Source organism: Streptococcus oralis subsp. dentisani (genome assembly GCF_002096335.1).
Taxonomy (GTDB): Bacteria; Bacillota; Bacilli; order Lactobacillales; family Streptococcaceae; genus Streptococcus; species Streptococcus oralis_Z.
In genome coordinates this window covers 177,993-201,314 of record NZ_NCUW01000026.1, presented here as the reverse complement: position 1 = coordinate 201,314, position 23,322 = coordinate 177,993, and the positions used below count along the sequence as shown (strand labels likewise).

Genomic DNA, 23,322 nt, shown 5'->3' with positions numbered 1-23,322 from the left:
GAATGAAAGAACATTCTGTTATTTTCGCAGGAGATTATGCCTATATTCGTCAGATTGAAACAGCGCTCAAGTCTCTCTGCTATCATAATAGTCATGTCAAGGTCTATATCTTTAACCAGGATATTCCCCAGGAGTGGTTCCGTGCTCTCAGACCGATAGTAGAGCAAATGGGCGGTGAATTAGTGGATGTCAAGATGCTTGGCGCCCAGTTTCAGATGAACTGGAGCAACAAACTGCCCCATATCAATCACATGACCTTTGCCCGTTATTTTATCCCTGATTTTGTCGAAGAGGACAAGGTTCTTTACTTGGACAGTGATTTGGTTGTGACGGCTGATCTGACGGCTCTCTTTGAAATGGACTTAGGCGAAAACTACCTGGCTGCTGCACCATCTTGTTTTGGAGTTGGAGTTGGCTTTAATGCAGGTGTACTCTTGATCAATAACAAAAAATGGCGAGCTGAAGCTGTGAGACAAGAGCTAGTTGAGTTGACGGAGCGGGAACACCAACATGTGAGTGAAGGAGACCAGTCCATCCTCAATATGCTCTTTCATGACAGCTATGCTCCTCTGGATCAGAACTATAATTTCCAGATTGGTTTTGACAGTGGGGCTGCCTCACATGGACATGAGTTTATCTTCCAGATTCCCCTAGAGCCCCTGCCAGCCATCTTGCATTTCCTCTCTCAGGACAAACCTTGGAACACTCATTCAGTTGGGCGTTTGCGTGAGGTTTGGTGGCACTATCATCTGATGGAGTGGTCTGCCATTACTGAAAAATGGCGTCAGGCAGGAGTTGACTATCCAGTCACAGTCTATCAGCCAGTTATGACTTGTGTTAATTTGACCAACTCCTGGCATCTTGAGAAAATCAACTATCTGGTTCAAGCCTTGCCAGAGGTGCATTTTTACATCGCAGCCTATACGACGATGGCACCTGAACTCATGCTCTTGTCACGTTTTGAAAATGTGACCCTCTATCCCAACACCTTCCCTCTCTTGGTTGAGAAATTGATCCAGCAGACAGATGTCTATCTTGATATTAACCACGATGACAAGTTGAGTGTTGTTTATGACTATATTTCACGCTTTGAGAAACCGATCTTGACTTTTGACAATACCCAGTCGCAGGAACTACCTCAAAGTGCCTATGCGGGTATTTTCTCAGTAAAAAGACCAGAAGAAATGGTGGCTACTTTGAAGGCTTATCTGGATGATAAAACTCACGAAAACTGAGATAGAGATTTGAAAATTCTAAGATGGAAGGACAAGATTGTTCCCGTGTGACAGGACAGAAAGATAAAATGAAAAGGAGGAGCTAGTGAAAGAATTTCGTTCATCGATAGCGGTAAAAAAAGGGATGCGCACCCTGTTTTTGCTCTTTATTTATGTGCTCGGGAGTCGTCTGGCTCTTCCTTTTGTTGATCTCAATAGTCGGGATTTTCTCGGAGGAAGCGCAGCCTATCTGGACTTTTCAGTAGCTCTGACTGGTGGAAATCTTCGCAGTCTCTCTCTCTTTTCCATCGGGCTTTCACCTTGGATGTCAGCTATGATCTTGTGGCAGATGTTTTCCTTTTCAAAGAAACTGGGCTTAAACTCAGTTTCTTCGGAAGTTCAGGATAGACGGAAAATGTACTTGACGTTAGGGATTGCCTTGATTCAGGCCTTGGCCTTGACGACAAACCTCCCTGTCCAAGCTCCCTACAATCCCTTCTTGGTCTTTCTCCTCAATACCAGCCTTTTGGTTGCAGGGACCTTCTTCTTAGTTTGGCTGTCGGACATCAATGCGTCTATCGGAGTTGGAGGCCCTGTCGTCATTTTATTGGCAAGTATGGTGGCTTCACTCCCTCAGGACATCCTCCAATCGGTCCAAGTTCATAAGATATCTCCTTGGCTGCTTTTCCTATTGGTAGTGCTTGGTGTCCTCTTTACCTATCTAGTCGTTTTCTTTTATCGAGCGCGATACCGCATCCCTATCAATAAAATCGGGCTCCATTCTCGCTTTAAACGCTATTCTTATCTGGAAATCATGCTCAATCCTGCAGGTGGCATGCCTTATATGTATGTGATGAGTCTCATGGGCTTGCCTTCTTATCTCTTGATCTTGCTTCAACATCTGGACAAGGGCAATCCGCTCTACCCTGCCATACTGGAGCAGTATGCGATGGGTAAACCCTTGTGGATATACGCTTATATCCTTATCCTCTTTGTCTTTAGCATTGCCTTTGCCTTTGTCAATGTGAGTGGTCAACAGATCGCAGATCGGATGAAGCAATCAGGAGATTACATCTACGGAGTCTATCCCGGTGAGGATACCAGTCGCTTTATCAATCGCTTGGTTCTCCGATTTGCTCTGATAGGTGCAGTCTTTAACGTTACCTTGGCTGGACTTCCAATCTTGTTTGTCTTGAAGGATGAGAGTCTGTTCAAAGTCAGCATGATTCCCGGACTCTTTTTAATTTTGAGTGGCATGCTCTTTACGATTCACGACGAACTGCAGGCGCTCCGACTAAATGAAAGGTATCAGCCACTATTCTAGGAGGTTTTGATGTATTACTTTATCCCAGCCTGGTATGGCAAGGAACGTCCCTGGCATGCCGATTTGACACCCTGGTATTTTTCTCATTTTAAGCTAGAATTTGATGACACCTTCAATCAGATTCGCCTGATGCAACGCCAAGGGATTCCTGCACAGGTCCTCCTTTTGTCCTATCAGCCTCATCTTCGCTATTTTCTCCATCGCCAAGGTATTTTAGAAGCACCAGTTTATTCCTTATTTGATGAATTGCAGGATTTTCATGAGATTCGACCGCAGGTCTTGCAGGTCAGAGATATTGAGTGGGAAGAGGACTGCGAGTTTGTTTACAGTCCCTTTACCATTTTAGTTTTGAGAAATGGAAAGCCCTATGCTCAGGTGGAGCATGGGATTGAAGGTTTTATCAGTACGATTCAGTATTTCAAGGAAGATGGGCTCTTGTCTGCCAACTACCTGATGGATGATCGGGGACTGGTTTCCAGTGTGATTTACTACGAAGAGGGACAGGCTCTCTACCAAGACTACCTCAATCCCAAGGGACTGTGGCAGTTTAGAGAGTACTTGCAAGATGATGGCCGTATCGAGGTCAATCCTATCTTTGCTTTTCGCTTCCAAAAAGAGGCTTACCAAGATATGGGAGAATTGATTGCTGAATTTTTTGAGAAGAAAATAGCTCAACTCCCTGAGGAAGGAGCGACCTATTTTCTGCCTGCATGTGACCAGCACAATGCTTTTCTTTTAGAACGATTGCCTTACCAAACAACTAAAATTCTCAGCCTTTTTATCGGACGAAATCCTCAAGAACAACTACCTCAGTTGGCAGGTCTGCTTGATAAGGTGGACCTTGTTCTGGTCGACAGAGAGGACACCTTGCACTTGGCTCAGTCTGCCTTTTCAGAACAAGCAATGAAGTTTCGTCATTTATCACCTTTTGATACCCGCTTGGAGCTGGGAAAGAGTCAGACTCGGAAGGAGTCAATCCTCTACTATCAACTGGACTTTGAGCAGGGGATAGAGGACCAAGCGCTCTATCAGGTCTTGCATTTCCTTTCTGAAAACAAGGATACGGAGTTGGTCTTTGGAGCCTTTACTGCTAGTCAAGAAGAAATGAAACAACTGGAAACACGAGTTGCAGAGATGATTGCAGAGCAGTTTCAAGACCAAGAACTGGAGAAGGAAGTTGATTACCAAGGAGCTGAAAATCCGCTTGAGGACAATCGCCATCAGAGCAAGCGCTATTCGTTTGTCAATATGAAGGATGAGTCGGAGTTAATCAAGCAGTTGGAATTTGTTCGTTTGATTGTCGATCTGAACAGTCAGCCTCTCCTTTATACCCAGATAGCGGGAATCAGTGCTGGCATCCCTCAAATCAACAGGGTCAAAACAGAGTATGTCAGCCATAAGAAGAATGGGTATCTGTTGGAGAATATTGCGGATTTTGCGCAAGCTGCTCATTACTATCTCGACAGCCTGCAAGTATGGAACGACTCCCTGATTCATTCGATTGAAAAGATAAAGGAACACACTGGGGAGCAATTCCTGATCAAGCTAGAAAAGTGGTTGGAGGAGGTGACTCATGGAAAAGAAATATAATATTTTGCAAATCGGTCCAGAGGATTGGCGAGATACACTTGCCCTACCAGCCCAACTAGACTGGTACCATGTTCTTCCAAATACACCGTCTGCCATCCAGAAAATCATGGATGAGAATGACCTAGAACACTTTCATGCTGTCATTCTTACGGATGGAGCTTATTTAGGAGATTTGCTGCCTTTTTCATCTAGCTTGGAACCCTATACGGTTTTCTATCCAGAACAGTTTGTAAGTCAAGATAAAAACATTCAGGACCTCATAAAACAGCACTGCATGCAAGCGATGGACCTGTCAGACCGACAGGGCTTTGTTCGAGACCTTTCCACCTCCCTCTTTGAAGGTGGTTATGGGGACAAGCTGAGTCCGGCTGCGATACGGATTCATCCGAGTTTTCAAGGATCTGCCTCTTATCAAGGATTTGAGTATCTGGAGCTGGAAGGTGATTTTGGCAAGAACTATACCCAGCTAACCTCTTGGGCCTATAATCAGTTTGCCCAAGCCCATGCTCCAATCGAACTCTGGCTCGAATATGAAAAGACTGAGACGGTAGACTTGCGCCTGCGTTTGCGAAAATTCCCAGCAGGATCTATCTCAGAGATTAGCCAGGAAATCCTCCTCGAGGAAGCAGACTTTGCCCAAGCAGTCATTGTAGAACAAGACTATGACGCTTATTTGAGCATTTCTCTTGAAGCGCGTGGTCAGGGAAAAGTCAACATCGGCAATCTCCACCAACGCTGGAGCCGGAAACAGTTTGGAAAATTTGTTCTCGGAGGCAATATCCTGCATGACAAAAAACGTGAGGAAATTAACTATTTCTTTCACCCGGGGGATTTCAAACCTCCTCTAGCAGTCTATTTTTCAGGTTACCGTCCCGCGGAAGGCTTTGAGGGTTACTGGATGATGAAGAATCTCCAATGCCCTTTTCTCCTCTTTTCGGACCCCCGATTAGAAGGAGGAGCCTTTTACCTAGGAACTGAGGAATTGGAAGATAAGATTCAAGCAACCATCCAGTACTATTTAGACTATCTAGGTTTGGATAGAAGTGGCTTGATCTTATCCGGGCTATCCATGGGAACCTTCCCAGCACTCTATTATGGATCCTACTTTGAACCCAAAGGAATCGTAGTAGGAAAACCATTGACAAATCTAGGGACCATCGCACAGAGGGGCCGACTAGAAGCGCCAGGAGTTTTCCCGACCAGTTTTGATGTCTTGCACCTTCAGACAGGAGGAGTGAGCCTAAAAGACATGAAGGAATTGGATCAACGCTTCTGGACCCAATTTAAAAAAGCTGATTTTTCCCAGACGACCTTTGGTCTTTCATACATGAAGGACGAGGATATGGATAGTGGTGCCTATGACCAGCTAGTGGAGACACTTTGTCAGACAGGAGCCAAGATCTTGTCCAAAGGAACCGCAGGTCGACACAATGATGACACAGGTACAAACGTTGCCTGGTTTATTCATTTTTACAAGATGATACTAGAAGAATACGGAAGAGGTGAGACATGATTATCATCAAGAGAGAAGATATTAGGTGGGGCGAGATGGGAGCCACTTATCTTTATGGTAGCCAGATTGTCTATCATAAAGATGGCCGTGTCACACTAAAAAACCCTTTACTAGCTTCAGGAGAAACCCTTAAAACCTGGTTTTCCAGTGTCAACTATCAGGCCACCAGAAGTCAGCCGAGTCTCCCTCTTCTCAAGAAAAATCACACCTACCGTCTATCTATGAAGATGCGAGTTCAACCAGCTAATGGCCTTTACATCAAACTGACCTTCTTAAACCGTTATGAGGAAATCATCGAGGAGAAGATTGAAAGGCAATTTTCCTTTACTTTTACCTACCCTGAGACGGCCTACACGTATCGACTTTCCTTGATTAGTGCAGGATTTGAGGCTCTTGATTTTGCTTCGTTTTCTATTGAGGAGGATGCTGGTGTTTAATCATTTTTATCAGGAAAGACAACTGAGAAGGGTCAAGAAACTGTTAAGCCAAATCAATGACCTCAAAGAAGAGATGGCTGCTCTCAGTGATGCGGAAATGGCTGCCAAGACAGAGGAATTTCGCCAGCGTCTTGCCCAAGGAGAATCCTTGGATGAGCTGTTGGTAGAAGCCTATGCCCTTGTACGTGAGGCAGACAAACGTGTCTTAGGTCTCTTTCCCTATGATGTGCAGGTCATGGGTGCCATTGTGATCCACCAAGGAAATGTGGCTGAGATGAATACGGGTGAAGGCAAGACCCTGACTGCAACCATGCCCCTCTACCTCAATGCTCTAACGGGTAAAGGCAGTATGCTGATCACGACCAATGACTATCTAGCTAAACGAGATGCAGAAGAAATGGGACCGGTCTACCAATTTTTAGGTCTAACTGTCGGTCTGCCCTTTTCAGAGGATCCAAAAGAGGACTTGACTGCCGCAGAGAAAAGAAAAATCTACACCTCAGATATCGTCTACACGACTAATAGTGTATTGGGATTTGACTATCTCAATGACAATCTTGCTTCTACTAGTGAGGGGAAGTTCCTGCCTCCCTTTAACTATGTCATCATCGATGAGATCGATGACATTCTACTCGATAGTGCTCAAACACCCTTGATCATCGCAGGGTCTCCCCGCGTCCAGTCTAACTATTATGGGATGATTGATACCCTAGTGACGACCTTGGTTCAGGGAGAAGACTACATCTACAAGGAAGAAAAAGACCAAGTTTGGTTGACCCGAAAGGGAGCCCATACGGTTGAAGGATTCCTAGGAATCGATCATCTCTACAAGGAAGAGTACGCAACTTATGTTCGGCATCTGGTCTATGCTCTCAGAGCCCACACGCTTTTTACCAAGGACAAGGACTATCTGGTTCGAGGGCAAGAGATGGTTTTGTTGGATAAGGGAACAGGACGTTTGATGGAAATGACCAAGCTTCAAGGAGGTCTCCATCAAGCCATCGAAGCCAAGGAACATGTGAAACTCTCTCCTGAAACCAGAGCCATGGCTTCTATCACCTACCAGAGTCTCTTTAAGATGTTTCGCAAAATCTCAGGTATGACAGGAACAGGAAAGGTGGCAGAAAAAGAGTTTTTCGAAACCTACAACATGTCTGTCATTCGTATTCCGACCAATCGCCCACTTAAGCGAATTGACCATCCTGACAATCTCTATGTAACCCTTCCTGAGAAAGTGTATGCTTCTCTTGAAGCAATCAAGACCTATCATTCCAAAGGCAATCCACTCCTGGTCTTTGTAGGGTCTGTAGAAATGTCCCAACTTTACTCGTCCTTGCTCTTGCGAGAAGGGATTTCCCACAATGTCCTCAATGCCAATCATGCGGCGCGTGAAGCCCAAATCATCGCAGAGTCTGGTCAGATGGGGGCAGTGACTGTTGCAACTTCTATGGCAGGTCGAGGGACAGATATCAAACTCGGTCTAGGGGTAGCAGAGTTAGGCGGTTTGATAGTGATTGGTACCGAGCGAATGGAGAGCCAACGGATTGACCTGCAAATCAGAGGGCGATCTGGCCGTCAAGGTGATCCAGGTATGTCTCAATTTTTCGTGTCGCTTGAAGATGATGTGATCAAAAAGTTTGGGCCGTCTTGGGTTCATGACCTGTATCAAGACTATCAAGTAGAGGACATCAGGAAACCCAACCTACTCAAGGCTAGTAAGTACCGCAATCTTGTCAGAAAAGCTCAAGAGGCTAGTGATAGTGCCAGTCGATCAGCGCGCAGACAAACCTTAGAGTATGCAGAAAGTGTCAATATTCAGCGCCAAATGGTCTATAAAGAAAGAGATTGCTTGCTAGATGGGAGCTGTGATTTAGGGCATATCCTTGAGGATATACTGGCAGACTATACCAAACAAATCTTAGAAAAATCCTATAGTAGCCCTCAAGAACTCTTTCACTTTATCGTGACCAATATTAGCTTTGGGATGAGAGAATTACCAGCTGATTTGGATTTAGCTGATGCAGATCAGATTCGGGAATTACTAGAGGAGATAATAGCCAAAGAAATCGCAGCTAAAAAGGAAGTCCTCCAACCTCACCAACTCTATGACTCTTTTCTGAGAATATCCATGCTCAAGGCGATTGATGACAATTGGGTTGAGCAAGTCGACTATCTCCAACAGCTCAGTCTAGCAATCGGGAGCCAGTCAGCTTCTCAAAAGAACCCTATCGTGGAATACTATCAGGAAGCCTATGCTGGATTTGAAACCATGAAGCAACAAATCCGTACAGATATGGTCCGCAATCTTCTCATGGGGATTGTGGAAGTAACGCCCAAAGGGAAGATTCTTACTCATTTTCCATAAAAAGAGAATCAGATGACAATTTACAATGTAAATCTAGGGCAGGATTGACGGAGTCACATAGGCAGTCCCAGAAGTAGACTAGTCTAATAAAATATGCCAACAGCTATGTGAGTTTCTAGTTTTAGCACTAGTCTAGCTGTTTGGCTGAAGTTGATGGAAGTACTTGACTCAGTTTTTTCCTTTCTCGATTTAGATATATTGAGTAGTACGTTTGTTATTAGGAGGAAGTATGACAAAAAAAGATCTATTTTACAAGGATGTCGAAGGACGCATGGAAGAGTTAAAGCAAGGAGCTCTTAAGAAAGAAAAGCCTAGCCAAGGAGAAAAAATCAGTAAAACTTTCTCTATTTTACTTGGCTTGCTCATCCTTATTAGCCTGATCTTTACATTATTAGGAATCTTGAGGTGAAATGATGGAAGTTTTGATGATTGTAGGCATAATCCTAGCCGTCGCCTTGATTGTCCTGATTCTCATCCAACCTCGCCAAAGCCAACTCTTTTCCATGGATGCGACCAGCAATATCGGAAAACCAGGCTACTGGCAGAGCAATCGCTTGGTAAAAGTTTTAACTCTCTTGATTAGCATAGCCTTGTTTGTATTGCTCCTCGTTTTTATGGTGGTGACCTATCAGTAAAGAACCTCAGAGGAAGTCCTCTGAGGTTCTTTGCGTTCTAGTTTCCATATTTCTGATAAAAATCGACCTTGACCTGGATAAAGGTTTCGGCTTCGCGTAGTAGCTGCAGGAGAGTGGCGCGGGTCTCAAACTCCTCGCGTGTTTTAGGGAGACTCCGATTGCGGAAGACTTGCAGATAGCGTTCGATGTCATCAAGTAGGTCATAAGCAGGATTGGTCTGGCTTAGCTGGGCAGCAATCTTAGCAAAGAGCTGGGCTAAAATCAAGCTCTCACTAGCGGCTAGGTGACAGGTATTGATCTGCTGGGCCATATTTCGCAGGATGCGACTTTGTCGCTGTCTCATCTCAAAGTAGTGGATGTGGTAGTCCGTTTGGTGAAAGAGATGGTCCGAGTGATTCAGATAGACCAGCTTGAGGGCTTCTTCAAGAAGCTCATCCAATTCGTCAACGAGTTGGGCTTGATTGCGTCCGTCGCCTCTTGACAGATAGTATTTAAAGCGAAGCAGGATGTCTTTTAACTTTTCTTCGACCTGAAGGTGGTAGCTTTGGATGGCTTTCTCGCGAGAGGGCATGTAAAGGTTGACCAATAGAGCAAAGCTTGTCCCGATGAGAAAGAGGAGCACTTCATTGAGCAAGAGAGCTGGAGAAGTAGACTCCTGTACCAAGAGATGACCGACTAAGACACTGCTAGGTGTGATGCCGATTTCCCAGCCCATTTTGTAAGCAAGAGGCACATAGAGAGCCAGGTAGAGGCCCAGGCTCCAGATGTGAAAGCCTGTCAGCTGAAAGGCTAGAACACCGATAGCTAGCGCTAGAAGCATGGAAAAGAGGCGGTTACGTGCTAATTTCAGTGTGCTTCGACGCGTGTCGAAAAGGCTTAAGAGGGCGATAATACCAGCTGAAACAGCCGAAGATAAATCTAAAAAATAAGCGAGAAAACAAGCGAGGCAGGTCGCCAAGATCAGTTTTGTCGTACGTTGAGTGATAGACATGAGAATTTCCTATAATAGTAAAATAGAGAGTCCGACGAGGAATCAGGTACTAGGGCCGAGGTTTTCGGTTTGTAGCATACTCAGCAACCGCTGTAAAGAGAACGTCTGTAGAAGAGTTTAGAGCTGTTTCACAAGAGTCTTGCACGACACCAATCACAAAACCGACTCCGACAACTTGCATAGCCAAGTCGTTGGAAATCCCAAAGAGGCTACAAGCGACAGGAATAAGGAGAAGCGAACCCCCAGCGATTCCAGAGGCACCGCAGGCAGAAATGGCGGCTACTACGCTGAGGACAAAAGCTGTTCCAAAGTCTACAGAGATCCCTAGCGTATTAACAGCAGCCAGGGTCAGGATGTTAATGGTAACAGCAGCGCCAGCCATATTGATGGTCGACCCAAGCGGGATGGAAACAGAGTAGGTGTCAGGATTCAGTCCCAGATCTTGACAGAGTTTCATATTGACTGGGATATTGGCAGCAGAGCTACGAGTGAAAAAGGCTGTAATACCACTAACACGTAGACATTTCAAAACAAGAGGATAGGGATTTTTCCTCATAAAGAGAAAGGCGATGAGTGGGTTGATGATGAGAGCGACAAAGGCCATGGTGGCGATCAAGAGTCCTAGGAGGACACCATAGTTAGCCAGACTGGCAATGCCCTTGTCAGAGATGGTCTTAAACACCAAGCCTAAAATCCCAAAGGGAGCTAGATTGATAATCCATTCCACGATTTTAGAGGTGACATCTGCCATGGTTTTCAGTAATTCTTTACTGTGTTTACTTGCCTCTCTCATAGCCAAGCCAAAGATGACTGCCCAAGAGAGAATCCCGATATAGTTGGCTTCAACAATAGCATTTAGGGGATTGTCCACCAGTTTGAGCAAGAGGTTGCTGAGGACTTGACCGATACCGTCAGGAGCAGCAACTTCTGTATTTGCACTGGTCAGGGTGATTTGTACAGGTAGTAAGAAACTCGCTAGAACGGCTACCAAAGCAGCAGCAAAGGTTCCAAGTAAGTATAGAAAGATGACCGTTTTCATATTGGTGTTTTGTCCCTTTTGGTGCTGGGAAAGGGCATTGGCAACAAGGGCAAAAACCAAAATAGGAGCAATAGCTTTCAGTCCGCCTACAAAGAGGTCTCCAAGCAGACCAATTCCTGTAAGGCTTGGAAAGAGCATCCCGAATGTTGCTCCCAAGATCATTCCAATGAGGATTCGTTTGATGAGGCTTGCCTTAGTCCAGGCTCTAATGATTCGTTTCATAGCAGTCTCCTTCAAAATGTATTGTTTATAATTATAGTATAAATATGCTATAGAGGCAAGTGATATTTTGAAAAATAGAGCGATAATTGAATAATTATGAAAGAAATGAGACAGGTGATTTTATGGTATAATAGGAAAAAGGAGTTTTGTATGCGAGAATTTTTTCAAGGTTATTTTGATAGACTTAACTTAACAACCATTTTAGAGAATCTCTTGACCAAGGTGATTTCTCTTTTGATTTTGCTTCTGCTATTTTATATAGCTAAAAAGATGCTTCACGCGACTGTCCGAAAGATTGTCAAGCCCTCGCTTAAATTTTCAAATCGAGATGCAGGAAGGCAAAAGACCATCTCTCGTTTGCTGGAGAATGTCTTTAACTACATTCTTTATTTCTTTTTGATCTACTGTATCCTGTCCATTTTAGGCTTGCCGGTTTCCAGCCTCCTTGCTGGGGCAGGGATTGCTGGGGTGGCTATCGGTATGGGGGCACAAGGCTTTCTATCCGATGTCATCAATGGCTTTTTCATCCTCTTTGAACGCCAACTAGATGTGGGCGACGAGGTGGTTCTCACAAATGGACCGATTACCGTCTCTGGCAAGGTTGTCAGTGTAGGAATCCGCACGACCCAACTTCGAAGTGAGGATCAAGCCCTTCACTTTGTTCCAAACCGAAATATCACTGTTGTCAGCAACTTTTCCCGCACAGAGTAGGTCTGCTATTTTGGCAAATTTGTGGTACAATAGAAAGAGTTTGGTAAAGGAGAAAATATGTTTGTAGAAAAGCAGTTGGGCAATGGATGCACTTGGATTAACCTAGATTTGGGGAAATTGAAAAAACTAGAAGATCTCTCTGAAATCTATGGATTGGACAAGGAAACCATCGAGTATGCTCTGGATAGAAATGAGCGCGCCCACATGGACTACCACCGCGAAAGTGGAACCGTCACCTTTATCTACAATGTATTGGATTTGAAAAAGGACAAGGAATACTATGAAGCCTTTCCCATGACCTTTATCGTAGAACATCAGCGCTTGATTACGATTAGCAATAAGAAAAATGCCTATGTGATTGAACAGATGACACGTTATTTAGAGAGTCATGACATGCTTTCTATCTACAAATTTCTCTTTGCTAGTCTGGAAATCATTAGCAATGCCTACTATCCTGTCATCGAGCAGATGGACAAGAGTAAGGATGAGGTCAATGGCCTCTTGCGTCAGCGAACGACCAAGAAAAACCTCTTTGCCCTTTCCGACTTGGAGACTGGTATGGTCTATCTGACAGCGGCTGCCAAGCAGAATCGCATGTTGCTAGAACATATCCAAGGACATGCCCTTTATCGCAGATTTAACGAAGTTGAGAGAGAACAGTTTGATGATGCCATGATTGAGGCTCATCAGCTGGTTTCGATGACCGATTTGATTTCTCAAGTTCTGCAACAACTCTCAGCCTCTTACAACAACATTTTGAATAATAACCTGAATGATAACTTGACAACCTTGACCATTATTTCAGTTTTACTAGCAGTCTTGGCAGTAGTGACGGGCTTCTTCGGGATGAATGTTCCCCTCCCCTTCACAGACGAGCCCTATGCTTGGGTCTACATCAGCTTGGCTAGTGCGGTCTTATGGTTGGTCTTGTCATTGATTTTGAGAAAAATTGCGAAAAAAAGTTAAGAAAAGGAGCCAGAATGGCGATTGAAAACTATATGCCAGATTTTGCTGTGGAAGCAGTCTATGATCTGACAGTCCCAAGCCTGCAGGCGCAGGGAATCAAGGCTGTTTTGGTCGATTTGGACAATACCCTCATTGCTTGGAACAACCCTGATGGGACACCAGAGATGAAACAGTGGCTACATGACCTTCGGGATGCAGGTATTCGCATCATCGTCGTATCAAATAATACCAAAAAACGAGTTCAACGTGCAGTTGAGAAATTTGGAATTGATTACGTTTATTGGGCCTTGAAACCTTTCACATTTGGGATTGATCGTGCTATGAAGGAATTTCACTATGAGAAAAATGAAGTGGTCATGGTCGGCGACCAACTCATGACGGATATTCGTGCAGCGCATCGTGCAGGAATTCGCTCAATTTTGGTCAAACCCTTGGTCCAACATGACTCTATCAAGACGCAGATTAACCGAGCTCGCGAGCGCCGTGTCATGAAGCAAATTACTGAAAAGTACGGACCGATTACATATAAAAAAGGAATTTAACTATGGAAGAAATTCTCTGTATTGGTTGTGGAGCAACCATTCAGACGACAGACAAGGCTGGTCTTGGATTTACGCCCCAGTCGGCACTCGAAAAAGGGTTGGAGACAGGCGAAGTCTATTGCCAACGCTGTTTCCGTCTCCGCCATTACAATGAAATTACAGATGTCCAGTTGACGGACGATGATTTCCTCAAGCTCTTGCACGAGGTGGGAGACAGTGATGCCTTGGTGGTCAATGTCATTGACATCTTTGACTTTAATGGTTCTGTCATCCCAGGCTTGCCACGCTTTGTATCGGGCAATGATGTCCTCTTGGTTGGAAATAAAAAAGATATCCTGCCCAAGTCTGTTAAACCGGGCAAGATTAGCCAGTGGCTCATGGAACGTGCCCACGAGGAAGGTCTTCGTCCAGTAGATGTCGTCCTAACTTCAGCTCAAAACAAACATGCCATCAAGGAAGTCATTGACAAAATCGAGCATTACCGTAAGGGACGCGATGTCTATGTCGTTGGGGTAACCAATGTTGGAAAATCAACCCTTATCAATGCCATTATCCAAGAAATCACGGGTGACCAGAATGTCATTACGACTTCGCGATTCCCAGGGACAACCTTGGACAAGATTGAGATCCCACTTGATGACGGATCTTATATCTACGATACGCCGGGGATTATCCATCTCCACCAGATGGCTCACTACTTGACGGCTAAAAACCTCAAGTATGTCAGTCCTAAAAAGGAAATCAAGCCCAAAACCTATCAGCTCAATCCTGAACAAACCCTATTTTTAGGTGGTCTCGGACGCTTTGACTTTATTGCAGGAGAAAAGCAAGGTTTTACAGCCTTCTTTGATAATGAACTCAAACTTCACCGTACTAAGCTTCAAGGGGCTAGTGCTTTCTACGACAAGCACCTCGGAACCCTTCTCACACCACCAAATAGTAAAGAAAAAGAAGATTTTCCCAAACTAGTCCAACATGTCTTTAGCATCAAGGACAAGACTGACCTGGTCATCTCAGGACTAGGCTGGATCCGAGTAACAGGCACTGCCAAAGTCGCCGTCTGGGCACCAGAAGGCGTCGCCGTCGTCACACGAAAAGCAATTATTTAAAATAAAATCACTGAGCGAACAAAGTGAGCTCATAAAAAGATAGTTATTGCCGTGGTGTGATTGCCAATCGTTAGATTGGCAAGGGGCACACTTGAGACCTAGGCTCAAGTGTGAGGTTAGGAAATCCATTTTTCAAAGATGAAATCTTTGGAAAATTAGTTCCGACCGTCCCTCACCACCTAAAATAACTATCAAAAAAGGAAGAAAGATTATGTCATTAACATCAAAACAACGTGCCTTCCTCAACAGCCAGGCACACACCCTCAAACCCATCATCCAAATCGGAAAAAATGGTCTCAACGACCAAATCAAAACTAGCGTCCGTCAAGCTCTTGACGCGCGTGAATTGATCAAGGTTACTCTCTTACAAAACACAGATGAAAACATCCACGAAGTAGCTGAAATCTTGGAAGAAGAAATCGGTGTGGATACTGTCCAAAAAATCGGACGCATCTTGATCTTGTTTAAACAATCCAGCAAGAAAGAAAATCGCAAGATTTCCAAGAAAGTTAAAGAAATCTAAACACCTACTCCAAACAACTGTTTTTACAGAGAATTAAAGGAAGACGAGCCTATGGCAATTGAATTATTGACTCCCTTTACCAAGGTAGAGTTGGAGCCAGAAATCAAGGAGAAAAAACGCAAACAAGTCGGGATTTTAGGGGGAAATTTTAACCCCGTTCACAATGCCCATCTTATCGTTGCGGACCAAGTGCGACAACAGTTGGGACTGGATCAGGTCCTGCTCATGCCTGAATATCAGCCCCCTCATGTAGATAAAAAAGAAACCATCCCTGAGCACCATCGTCTCAAGATGCTTGAATTGGCGATTGAGGGGATTGAAGGCCTAGCCATTGAAACCATTGAGTTAGAGCGCAAGGGCATTTCCTACACCTACGACACCATGAAGATTTTGACAGAGCAACATCCTGACACGGATTATTACTTCATTATCGGAGCTGATATGGTGGATTATCTGCCCAAGTGGTACCGAATTGATGAGCTGGTTGACATGGTTCAGTTTGTGGGGGTTCAGCGCCCACGCTACAAGGCAGGGACTTCCTATCCAGTCATCTGGGTGGATGTACCCCTCATGGATATCTCATCCAGCATGGTGCGTGACTTCCTTGCCCAAGGTCGGAAACCTAACTTTCTCCTACCTCAGCCAGTGCTAGACTACATCGAGAAGGAGGGGCTCTACTGATGGCCTATCAAGACTATATCAACTGCTCCCGAGAGGCTTTGTTGGAAAAAATGGCAGAGTTTCTACCTGAAAAACGTTTAACCCATTGCTTGGGTGTAGAGCGTGCAGCCATAGAACTAGCGGAGAGATTCGGAGTCGATGCCGAGAAAGCTGGTCTAGCAGGACTTCTTCATGACTATGCTAAAAAGCTGTCAGATCAGGAATTTCTAGACTTGATTGACCGTTACCAATTAGACCCTGACCTCAAAAACTGGGGCAATAATGTCTGGCATGGTATGGTTGGAATTTACAAGATTCAGGAAGACTTGGATTTGCATGATCCAGAAATCCTGCGAGCTATTGAAATCCATACAGTCGGGGCGGCTCAGATGACAGACTTAGACAAGGTCATCTATGTAGCAGACTACATCGAGCACAATCGTGCCTTTCCAGGAGTGGACCAGGCGCGTGAGATTGCAAGTTTATCGCTCAATAAGGCAGTGGCCTATGAGACAGCTCGCACTGTCGAGCATCTAGCTCATCAGGGATTTCCCATCTATCCCCAAACCCTTGAAACCTATAACGCCTATGTGCACTATTTGAAAGAGGACTAAATGAACGAAAAAGAATTACTAGAACTAGTCGTGAAAGCGGCTGATGAGAAACGTGCGGAGGACATCCTTGCACTTGATGTACAAGATTTGACTAGCGTGACTGACTACTTTGTTATCACTAGCTCGATGAATAGCCGTCAGTTGGACGCAATCGCTGATAACATTCGTGAAAAAGTAGCTGAGGCGGGCTTTAAAGGCAGTCATGTCGAAGGCGATGCAGCGGGAGGCTGGGTCTTGCTAGACCTCGGTGGGGTCGTTGTGCATATCTTCTCAGAAGAAATGCGCGCCCACTATAACCTTGAAAAACTATGGCATGAGGCGGAGTCAGTAGATTTATCTGAAACTTTGGCCTAGTAGATGAACTCAGTTGCAGTCAACTGGGTTTCTTTGCTTATTTTAAAAGAAATTGATGGAAAGGTGAGGGCGTCGTGTTTGGTTGATGTTGAAACTGAACACGAGCTAAGAGCTGTGAGAAAAAGAGTAACTTCCTTGGTATCTGACGATACAACAGAAAGTTTCCTATTTTCTCCTTGCTTTTAACGCTCTTTGTATCTTAGAAAGGATTTGAACCCGTCCTGTAATCATCGGAAAATAGATAGCCTTCCTTGGAGCTCGTCTCCATCGTCAAGCTCCTAATTTTCATTCCGATTACGGACGGACTTGGTATCATGAATATGGCAACTTATGAAACCTTTGCGGCTGTTTACGATGCTGTGATGGATGATAGTTTATACGACAAATGGACGGATTTTTCGCTGCGACATTTGCCTAAGACTAAGGAGAGAAAGAAACTCTTAGAATTGGCTTGTGGAACAGGTATCCAGTCTGTCCGCTTTTCTCAAGCTGGTTTTGATGTAACTGGACTCGACTTGAGTGCAGATATGCTGAAGATTGCAGAGAAGAGAGCGACTTCAGCCAAGCAAAAGATTTCTTTTATAGAAGGCAACATGCTGGATTTATCCAAGGCGGGTAAATATGACTTTGTCACTTGTTATTCGGACTCTATCTGCTATATGCAGGATGAGGTGGAAGTAGGGGACGTCTTTAAGGAAGTCTATAATGCCCTCAACGAAGATGGTGTGTTTATCTTTGATGTCCATTCGACCTACCAGACAGATGAAGTTTTTCCAGGCTATTCTTACCATGAAAATGCAGAAGATTTTGCCATGCTCTGGGATACCTACGAGGACGCGGCACCTCACTCCATCGTGCATGAGTTGACCTTCTTTATCAAGGAAGCAGACGGTTCCTTTAGTCGCCACGATGAAGTGCATGAGGAGCGAACTTATGAGGTCTTGACCTATGATATTTTGCTGGAACAAGCTGGTTTCAAGTCCTTCAAACTCTATGCGGACTTTGAGGACAAGGAACCAACAGAAACCAGCACCCGTTGGTTTTTTGTCGCGCAGAAGTAGGAGAGCATCATGACCATCACCGGTATTATCGCGGAGTTCAATCCTTTTCATAATGGCCATAAATACCTGCTGGATCAGGTGGAGGGGCTGAAAATCGTTGCCATATCTGGAAATTTCATGCAGCGCGGAGAGCCCGCTATCGTTGATAAGTGGACACGGGCCCAGATGGCACTGGAAAATGGCGCAGACTTGGTAGTGGAATTGCCCTTTTTAGTCAGTGTTCAGGCGGCGGATTTCTTTGGCCAAGGAGCTGTGGATATCTTGGCTCGGTTGGGCATTGATAGCCTCGCTTTTGGGACAGAAGAAGTTCTGGATTACCAGAAAATCGCTGACTTATACACAGAGCAAGGTAGAGAGATGGAGAATTTTGTGGAAAATTTGCCTGATTCTCTCTCCTATCCCCAGAAAACCCAAGCCATGTGGAAGGAATTTGCAGGTCTTGATTTTTCTGGCAATACCCCCAATCATGTTCTTGCTCTGGCCTATGCCAAGGCGGTTTCAGGATGCAACATTAAGCTTGAGCCGATTCAGCGTCAGGGAGCGAATTACCATTCTGTGGACAAGGATGTGGACTTTGCCTCGGCAACAGCCCTCCGTCAGCACCAGAGGGACAAAGATTTCTTAGAACGCTTTATGCCTTCTGTTGCTCTCTTTGAGCAGGCAAGTAAGGTGAGCTGGGATGACTATTTTCCCTTGCTCCGCTATCAAATCTTGTCAAATCCAGACTTAACAACTATCTATCAGGTCAATCAAGAAATGGCAGTGCGTATCAAGGATGCCATCAAGACAGCCCAGTCTGTGGAAGAATTGGTCGAGGCTGTTGCGACCAAACGCTACACTAAGGCGCGTGTCAGACGCCTCTTGACCTATATTTTAGTGCAGGCCAGAGAAAGTGATTTGCCAAAAGCCATTCATGTCCTTGGTTTTACCGAAAAAGGTAGACAGCATCTCAAGTCTCTGAAAGAGCAGGTCCATCTACTTAGCCGAATTGGTAAAGAACCTTGGGATGCCATGACCCAAAAAGCAGACCAGATTTACCAACTAGGGAATCCAAGTATAGCAGAGCAGAATTTCGGCAGGGTACCCATTAGAATAGAAACAAACTAAGTCTACTGAAAGGTAGGCTTTTTTAGAAGATTTTCGAATAACTAGATAGAAAAGGAAAAATCTTGTACAAGTTCCTGATATTTTTTTCCTTTTCGTGTATAATAGTGGAAAAGAGGTAAAACGAGGTATGGTTATGGAAGCAGTTCTTTATTCAACATTCCGAAATCATTTAAAGGACTATATGAAGAAGGTAAACGATGAGTTTGAACCTTTGACGGTGGTCAATAAAAATCCAGACGAGGACATTGTAGTTCTTTCAAAGAGCGAGTGGGATAGTATTCAAGAAACCCTGAGAATCGCTCAAAATAAGGAACTTTCTGACAAGGTCTTGCGAGGAATGGCTCAAGTCCGTGCTGGAAGCACACAAGTCCATGTGATTGAGGAGTGAGAAATGCTGCTCAGATTTACAGAAGATGCCTGGGCGGATTATTACTATTGGTAAAACCAGGACAAGAAAACACTAAAAAGAATCAATAAATTAATCAAGGATATTCAACGCGATCCTTTTGTAGGAATGGGGAAACCAGAACCGCTCAAGTATGATTATCAAGGTGCTTGGTCACGTCGCATTGATGCAGAAAATCGCTTGATTTATATGATGGATGGAGATAGCGTGGCTTTCTTGTCCTTCAAAGATCATTACTAAGTCTACTGAAAAGTGGGCTTTTTTATTTTAGAAATTTTAGCTAGTAAATTGAAGGTAAATTTTTGGAAAATGACAGATTTCCTAAGTTAAGAAATCAGTGAAAAATTTTAGTATAATAACTAAATTCTTGTCCCTTGAATCCGCTTAATAACTCTTATTTTGTGGTATAATCATGATAATATAGATTAAAAGAGGGATATATGAGCGATATATGAGAAATATAATGAACAGCATATTTAATACTTTTCTGAATTTTGAACGGCTACTGAAATATCCATTTCAAAGACCATCATGGAGTAGTAATGTTAGAATTGTTGAATGGTACAAAATATTTATAGCCAGTATATGGGTACTATATCTTGCACTTGAGATTGAACAATTTAAACGCTTTGCTTTACCTATCTATAAATTTTTATCTAATTATAATTTTTTTAAAGATATTATTTCAATTTTGTATGAGAATCGTGTAATAATATTGTTAGCACTGACTATACCAACAATACTGTTCTGGTTTTTAGACATAATTTTTAAAAAAGTTAGTTATAAGAAACTGGACCCAGAGCGATTTCCGGAATATGACTTGGATGACTATCCTTATCAAACTCATCTGGTGGAGTTTTTAAATAGTCCGGCCTCTATTCATAATGTCTTCTGGTTGGATGGTTCTTGGGGAAGTGGGAAAACATTTTTTATAAAGACGTTTTTTGAAAATCAAATTTATAAAAAGAAAGAAATCTACTATATTTCCTGCTTTGGGATAAAAACAAGAGAGCAAGCCGAGAAAATATTGATCAATGAAATAGAAAAACAATCCATACTCGGAAATTTGGACTTTATTCCACTTGTTGGAGGAGTTTTTAAATGGTTCTTTAAAACAGTTGGAACGGATTTGATGAAGCGAGATTCTATCATTATTTTTGATGATTTTGAACGGGTTTCATATGTAGCAAAATCAGATAACCCTTCAGATTACAATGATTTATTGGGTTATATTGACTGTCTTTCTGAGAATAAAAGATTTAAAATTATTGTAATTTTAAATAGTGAGGAAATTGGGTCAGCAAAGGAGATTATTGATAATAAATTTAAGTTAAATCATAATAGAATGGAACCTACAGAGGAAGTCATAGATAACATTTTGAAAAAGAGTAAATTGAGAGATGATGACCTTGGGAAAATTCTATCATTAATTTTTAAAATTTATTATGTAGATGTAGACGAAAGAGTCGTAGAAGATAAAAATAAAGATTCAAAAGTTAAAAAACCAAGTTTAAGAGAGTTCCAGAAATCATTAGAAGAACTTTCAAATATAATTGAGAGTGATTATACAACGAATAGGCTTCTACCATATTTTGGTAGAAAGATATCAAATTACATCGTTGATTGCATGAATGGACGCATGGGAACTGATAGTATTCTAGTATTATTTTTTGAATTTTTTAATGGCATTTATGAAGTAGACGAGTATGAGCAGTTCTATGAGTTAGACTCATATTTTCATTTTGAAATGTTAGAGAAGTTTGTAGTTTTAAGTTCTTTGGGTTCTTTACCTACTTCAGAGGAGGATATGTATTTTGATTACCCCCAAGAACCTATATATTATTTCCAATTGTTATCGTGTCTATGGGAAGTCAAACTAAGGAATCTATTTATCTCAAAAACAGGACACAAAGTGTATTATGATGCTCATGACATACTCTGTGGCCGAACAAAGGGCTGTTTAGTTGAAATTTATTATGATATTTTAAATGATAGAATAAAAAATAATTATCAAGTGATTAACATAGATGAATTGAAAGACGCGAAATGTCAGAACTTTATAAAAAAATGCTTACCTTTAGAATCAAAAGGGCAAATTACAATTAATCATATTCCACTAGATAATTTAATACAATAGAGCTTAGAAGTAGATGACTCTTTGTCTAAAATTCACACAAAACTCTTCAATTTGGGTTTGTGAAAATCGGTTTTTTGTGATAGAATATTAAGGAATGTATGTCATTCGATAAACAAATTTAATGAGGTAAAAACATGGAAATCATGACACTTGCGATTGCTGTTTTTGCCGTCATCATTGGTTTAGTCATTGGATATGTCAGCATCTCAGCTAAGATGAAATCATCTCAAGAGGCTGCAGAGTTGATGCTTCTAAATGCTGAACAAGAAGCAACTAATTTACGAGGACAAGCTGAGCGCGAAGCGGATTTATTGCTAAATGAAGCCAAGAGCGAAAGCAAGTCTCTTAAAAAAGAAGCACTATTGGAGGCCAAAGAGGAAGCCAGAAAATACCGTGAAGAAGTGGACGCTGAATTTAAGTCAGAACGTCAGGAGCTCAAGCAAATTGAAAGTCGTTTGACGGAGAGAGCTACGAGCCTTGACCGTAAGGACGACAATTTGACGAACAAAGAAAAAACACTTGAACAAAAAGAACAAAGTATTTCTGATAGAGCAAAAAACCTTGATGCACGTGAAGAGCAATTAGAGGAAGTCGAAAGACAAAAAGAAGCTGAACTGGAACGTATCGGCTCGCTTTCCCAAACTGAGGCTCGAGATATTATCTTGGCTCAAACAGAGGAAAACTTGAGCAAGGAAATTGCTAGCCGTATTCGTGAGGCTGAGCAAGAAGTGAAGGAACGTTCAGACAAGATTGCGAAAGATATCTTGGTTCAGGCTATGCAGCGTATCGCTGGTGAGTATGTAGCAGAGTCAACAAACTCGACAGTTCACCTACCAGATGATACCATGAAGGGACGCATTATCGGACGCGAAGGACGAAACATTCGTACCTTTGAAAGTTTGACAGGGGTAGATGTCATCATTGACGATACACCAGAAGTGGTAACCTTGTCAGGATTTGATCCGATTCGACGTGAGATTGCTCGTATGACCATGGAAATGTTGCTCAAGGATGGCCGTATCCACCCAGCTCGTATCGAGGAGTTGGTTGAGAAAAACCGTCAAGAGATTGACAATAAGATCCGTGAATATGGTGAGGCTGCTGCCTATGAGATTGGTGCGCCAAACCTCCATCCAGACTTGATGAAGATCATGGGACGCTTACAGTTCCGTACTTCATATGGACAAAATGTCTTGCGTCATTCGATTGAGGTTGCTAAGTTATCTGGTATCATCGCCAGTGAACTTGGTGAAAATGCAGCTCTTGCCCGTCGTGCTGGATTCCTTCATGACATCGGGAAAGCTATTGACCGCGAGGTTGAAGGTAGCCACGTTGAGATTGGTACGGAGTTGGCTCGTAAGTACAAGGAACACCCAGTTGTGGTGAATACCATTGCTAGCCACCACGGCGATGTGGAAGCCGAAAGCGTCATTGCAGTGATCGTTGCCGCAGCAGATGCATTGAGTGCAGCGCGTCCAGGTGCTCGTAGTGAGTCTCTTGAAAGCTATATCAAGCGTCTCCATGATTTGGAAGAAATCGCCAATGGCTTTGAAGGGGTGCAAAATAGCTTTGCCCTTCAAGCAGGACGTGAAATCCGTATCATGGTTAATCCAGGACAAATCAAAGACGACAAAGTCACAATCTTGGCTCACAAAGTTCGTGAGAAAATTGAAAACAATCTCGATTACCCAGGAAACATCAAGGTAACCGTGATCCGCGAACTTCGTGCAGTAGATTATGCTAAATAAATAAGAAAGAGCAGTTGAAATATTACTGCTTTTTTGTTACACTAGATAGAAAGA

Annotated in this window: 23 protein-coding genes and 1 pseudogene; 22 read left to right on the top strand and 2 right to left on the bottom strand. The window is 43.2% G+C overall.

The window, feature by feature from the left end:
- Positions 1 to 2: 2 nt before the first annotated feature.
- The 8 genes from B7709_RS02530 (at position 3) to asp5 (ending at position 9,078) form a co-directional block, all read left to right on the top strand.
- Positions 3 to 1,235 carry a glycosyltransferase gene (locus B7709_RS02530; protein ID WP_084971397.1) on the top strand — a complete coding sequence of 411 codons (1,233 nt, stop codon included), beginning with the start codon at positions 3 to 5 and terminating at the stop codon, positions 1,233 to 1,235.
- Positions 1,236 to 1,320: 85 nt separating this feature from the next.
- Complete coding sequence (gene secY2, locus B7709_RS02525; RefSeq protein ID WP_084971394.1) at positions 1,321 to 2,538, top strand: accessory Sec system protein translocase subunit SecY2; 1,218 nt, start codon at positions 1,321 to 1,323, stop codon at positions 2,536 to 2,538.
- Between the two features lie 9 nt (positions 2,539 to 2,547).
- Complete coding sequence (asp1, locus tag B7709_RS02520) at positions 2,548 to 4,128, top strand: accessory Sec system protein Asp1 (RefSeq protein WP_084971392.1); 1,581 nt, start codon at positions 2,548 to 2,550, stop codon at positions 4,126 to 4,128.
- Positions 4,112 to 5,641 (top strand): accessory Sec system protein Asp2, encoded by a 1,530-nt coding sequence (gene asp2 / locus B7709_RS02515; RefSeq protein ID WP_084971390.1) that lies wholly within the window; start codon positions 4,112 to 4,114, stop codon positions 5,639 to 5,641. The genes asp1 and asp2 overlap by 17 nt, the downstream gene beginning before the upstream one ends.
- Positions 5,638 to 6,078 carry an accessory Sec system protein Asp3 gene (asp3, locus tag B7709_RS02510; protein ID WP_084971389.1) on the top strand — a complete coding sequence of 147 codons (441 nt, stop codon included), beginning with the start codon at positions 5,638 to 5,640 and terminating at the stop codon, positions 6,076 to 6,078. The genes asp2 and asp3 overlap by 4 nt, the downstream gene beginning before the upstream one ends.
- A complete protein-coding gene (gene secA2, locus B7709_RS02505; RefSeq protein WP_084971387.1) occupies positions 6,065 to 8,443 on the top strand; it encodes an accessory Sec system translocase SecA2 in 2,379 nt (792 codons plus the stop codon). The genes asp3 and secA2 overlap by 14 nt, the downstream gene beginning before the upstream one ends.
- Before the next feature lie 229 nt (positions 8,444 to 8,672).
- A complete protein-coding gene (gene asp4 / locus B7709_RS02500; RefSeq protein WP_061454277.1) occupies positions 8,673 to 8,852 on the top strand; it encodes an accessory Sec system protein Asp4 in 180 nt (59 codons plus the stop codon).
- A 1-nt stretch (position 8,853) separates the two neighbouring features.
- Entirely contained in the window at positions 8,854 to 9,078 is a 225-nt protein-coding gene (gene asp5 / locus B7709_RS02495; RefSeq protein ID WP_084971385.1) for an accessory Sec system protein Asp5, read from the top strand.
- Between the two features lie 37 nt (positions 9,079 to 9,115).
- Here asp5 and B7709_RS02490 read toward each other — a convergent pair whose 3' ends face one another.
- Together B7709_RS02490 and sstT are read right to left on the bottom strand one after the other, a co-directional pair.
- The gene (locus B7709_RS02490; RefSeq protein ID WP_084971383.1) at positions 9,116 to 10,069 is read right to left on the bottom strand and encodes an aromatic acid exporter family protein; all 954 of its coding nucleotides are present in this window, start codon (positions 10,067 to 10,069) and stop codon (positions 9,116 to 9,118) included.
- Positions 10,070 to 10,118: 49 nt separating this feature from the next.
- Positions 10,119 to 11,330, bottom strand: a complete 1,212-nt coding sequence (gene sstT / locus B7709_RS02485) for a serine/threonine transporter SstT (protein ID WP_084971381.1) — start codon at positions 11,328 to 11,330, stop codon at positions 10,119 to 10,121.
- A gap of 150 nt (positions 11,331 to 11,480) precedes the next feature.
- On the opposite strand from sstT, the gene B7709_RS02480 reads away from it, so the two are divergent.
- From B7709_RS02480 to B7709_RS02410, 14 genes and pseudogenes are all read left to right on the top strand, one after another.
- Positions 11,481 to 12,041, top strand: a complete 561-nt coding sequence (locus B7709_RS02480) for a mechanosensitive ion channel family protein (RefSeq protein WP_162279144.1) — start codon at positions 11,481 to 11,483, stop codon at positions 12,039 to 12,041.
- Between the two features lie 57 nt (positions 12,042 to 12,098).
- Positions 12,099 to 13,007: a magnesium transporter CorA family protein gene (locus B7709_RS02475; protein WP_049536684.1), complete on the top strand. Its 909-nt coding sequence runs from the start codon at positions 12,099 to 12,101 to the stop codon at positions 13,005 to 13,007.
- 14 nt (positions 13,008 to 13,021) lie between these two features.
- On the top strand, positions 13,022 to 13,549 hold the full coding sequence (locus B7709_RS02470) for a YqeG family HAD IIIA-type phosphatase (protein WP_006153778.1): 528 nt from the start codon (positions 13,022 to 13,024) through the stop codon (positions 13,547 to 13,549).
- A 2-nt stretch (positions 13,550 to 13,551) separates the two neighbouring features.
- Positions 13,552 to 14,658, top strand: coding sequence for a ribosome biogenesis GTPase YqeH (gene yqeH, locus B7709_RS02465; protein WP_084971377.1), 1,107 nt, complete (start codon positions 13,552 to 13,554; stop codon positions 14,656 to 14,658).
- Positions 14,659 to 14,869: 211 nt separating this feature from the next.
- Positions 14,870 to 15,181, top strand: coding sequence for a ribosome assembly RNA-binding protein YhbY (gene yhbY, locus B7709_RS02460; protein ID WP_000060169.1), 312 nt, complete (start codon positions 14,870 to 14,872; stop codon positions 15,179 to 15,181).
- Positions 15,182 to 15,232: 51 nt separating this feature from the next.
- Positions 15,233 to 15,862 carry a nicotinate-nucleotide adenylyltransferase gene (locus B7709_RS02455; protein WP_007517837.1) on the top strand — a complete coding sequence of 210 codons (630 nt, stop codon included), beginning with the start codon at positions 15,233 to 15,235 and terminating at the stop codon, positions 15,860 to 15,862.
- On the top strand, positions 15,862 to 16,455 hold the full coding sequence (yqeK, locus tag B7709_RS02450) for a bis(5'-nucleosyl)-tetraphosphatase (symmetrical) YqeK (RefSeq protein WP_084971375.1): 594 nt from the start codon (positions 15,862 to 15,864) through the stop codon (positions 16,453 to 16,455). The genes B7709_RS02455 and yqeK overlap by 1 nt, the downstream gene beginning before the upstream one ends.
- Positions 16,456 to 16,809: a ribosome silencing factor gene (gene rsfS, locus B7709_RS02445; protein WP_084921331.1), complete on the top strand. Its 354-nt coding sequence runs from the start codon at positions 16,456 to 16,458 to the stop codon at positions 16,807 to 16,809.
- 320 nt (positions 16,810 to 17,129) lie between these two features.
- Positions 17,130 to 17,870: a class I SAM-dependent DNA methyltransferase gene (locus B7709_RS02435; protein WP_345769897.1), complete on the top strand. Its 741-nt coding sequence runs from the start codon at positions 17,130 to 17,132 to the stop codon at positions 17,868 to 17,870.
- A 9-nt stretch (positions 17,871 to 17,879) separates the two neighbouring features.
- Positions 17,880 to 18,977 carry a nucleotidyltransferase gene (locus B7709_RS02430; protein WP_084971374.1) on the top strand — a complete coding sequence of 366 codons (1,098 nt, stop codon included), beginning with the start codon at positions 17,880 to 17,882 and terminating at the stop codon, positions 18,975 to 18,977.
- Between the two features lie 133 nt (positions 18,978 to 19,110).
- Complete coding sequence (locus tag B7709_RS02425; protein WP_000388572.1) at positions 19,111 to 19,365, top strand: type II toxin-antitoxin system Phd/YefM family antitoxin; 255 nt, start codon at positions 19,111 to 19,113, stop codon at positions 19,363 to 19,365.
- 3 nt (positions 19,366 to 19,368) lie between these two features.
- Positions 19,369 to 19,623, top strand: a pseudogene (locus B7709_RS02420) (Txe/YoeB family addiction module toxin).
- Positions 19,624 to 19,846: 223 nt separating this feature from the next.
- A complete protein-coding gene (locus B7709_RS02415; RefSeq protein ID WP_239822491.1) occupies positions 19,847 to 21,520 on the top strand; it encodes a P-loop NTPase fold protein in 1,674 nt (557 codons plus the stop codon).
- Between the two features lie 134 nt (positions 21,521 to 21,654).
- Positions 21,655 to 23,268, top strand: a complete 1,614-nt coding sequence (locus B7709_RS02410; protein ID WP_049501134.1) for a ribonuclease Y — start codon at positions 21,655 to 21,657, stop codon at positions 23,266 to 23,268.
- Positions 23,269 to 23,322 lie beyond the last annotated feature (54 nt).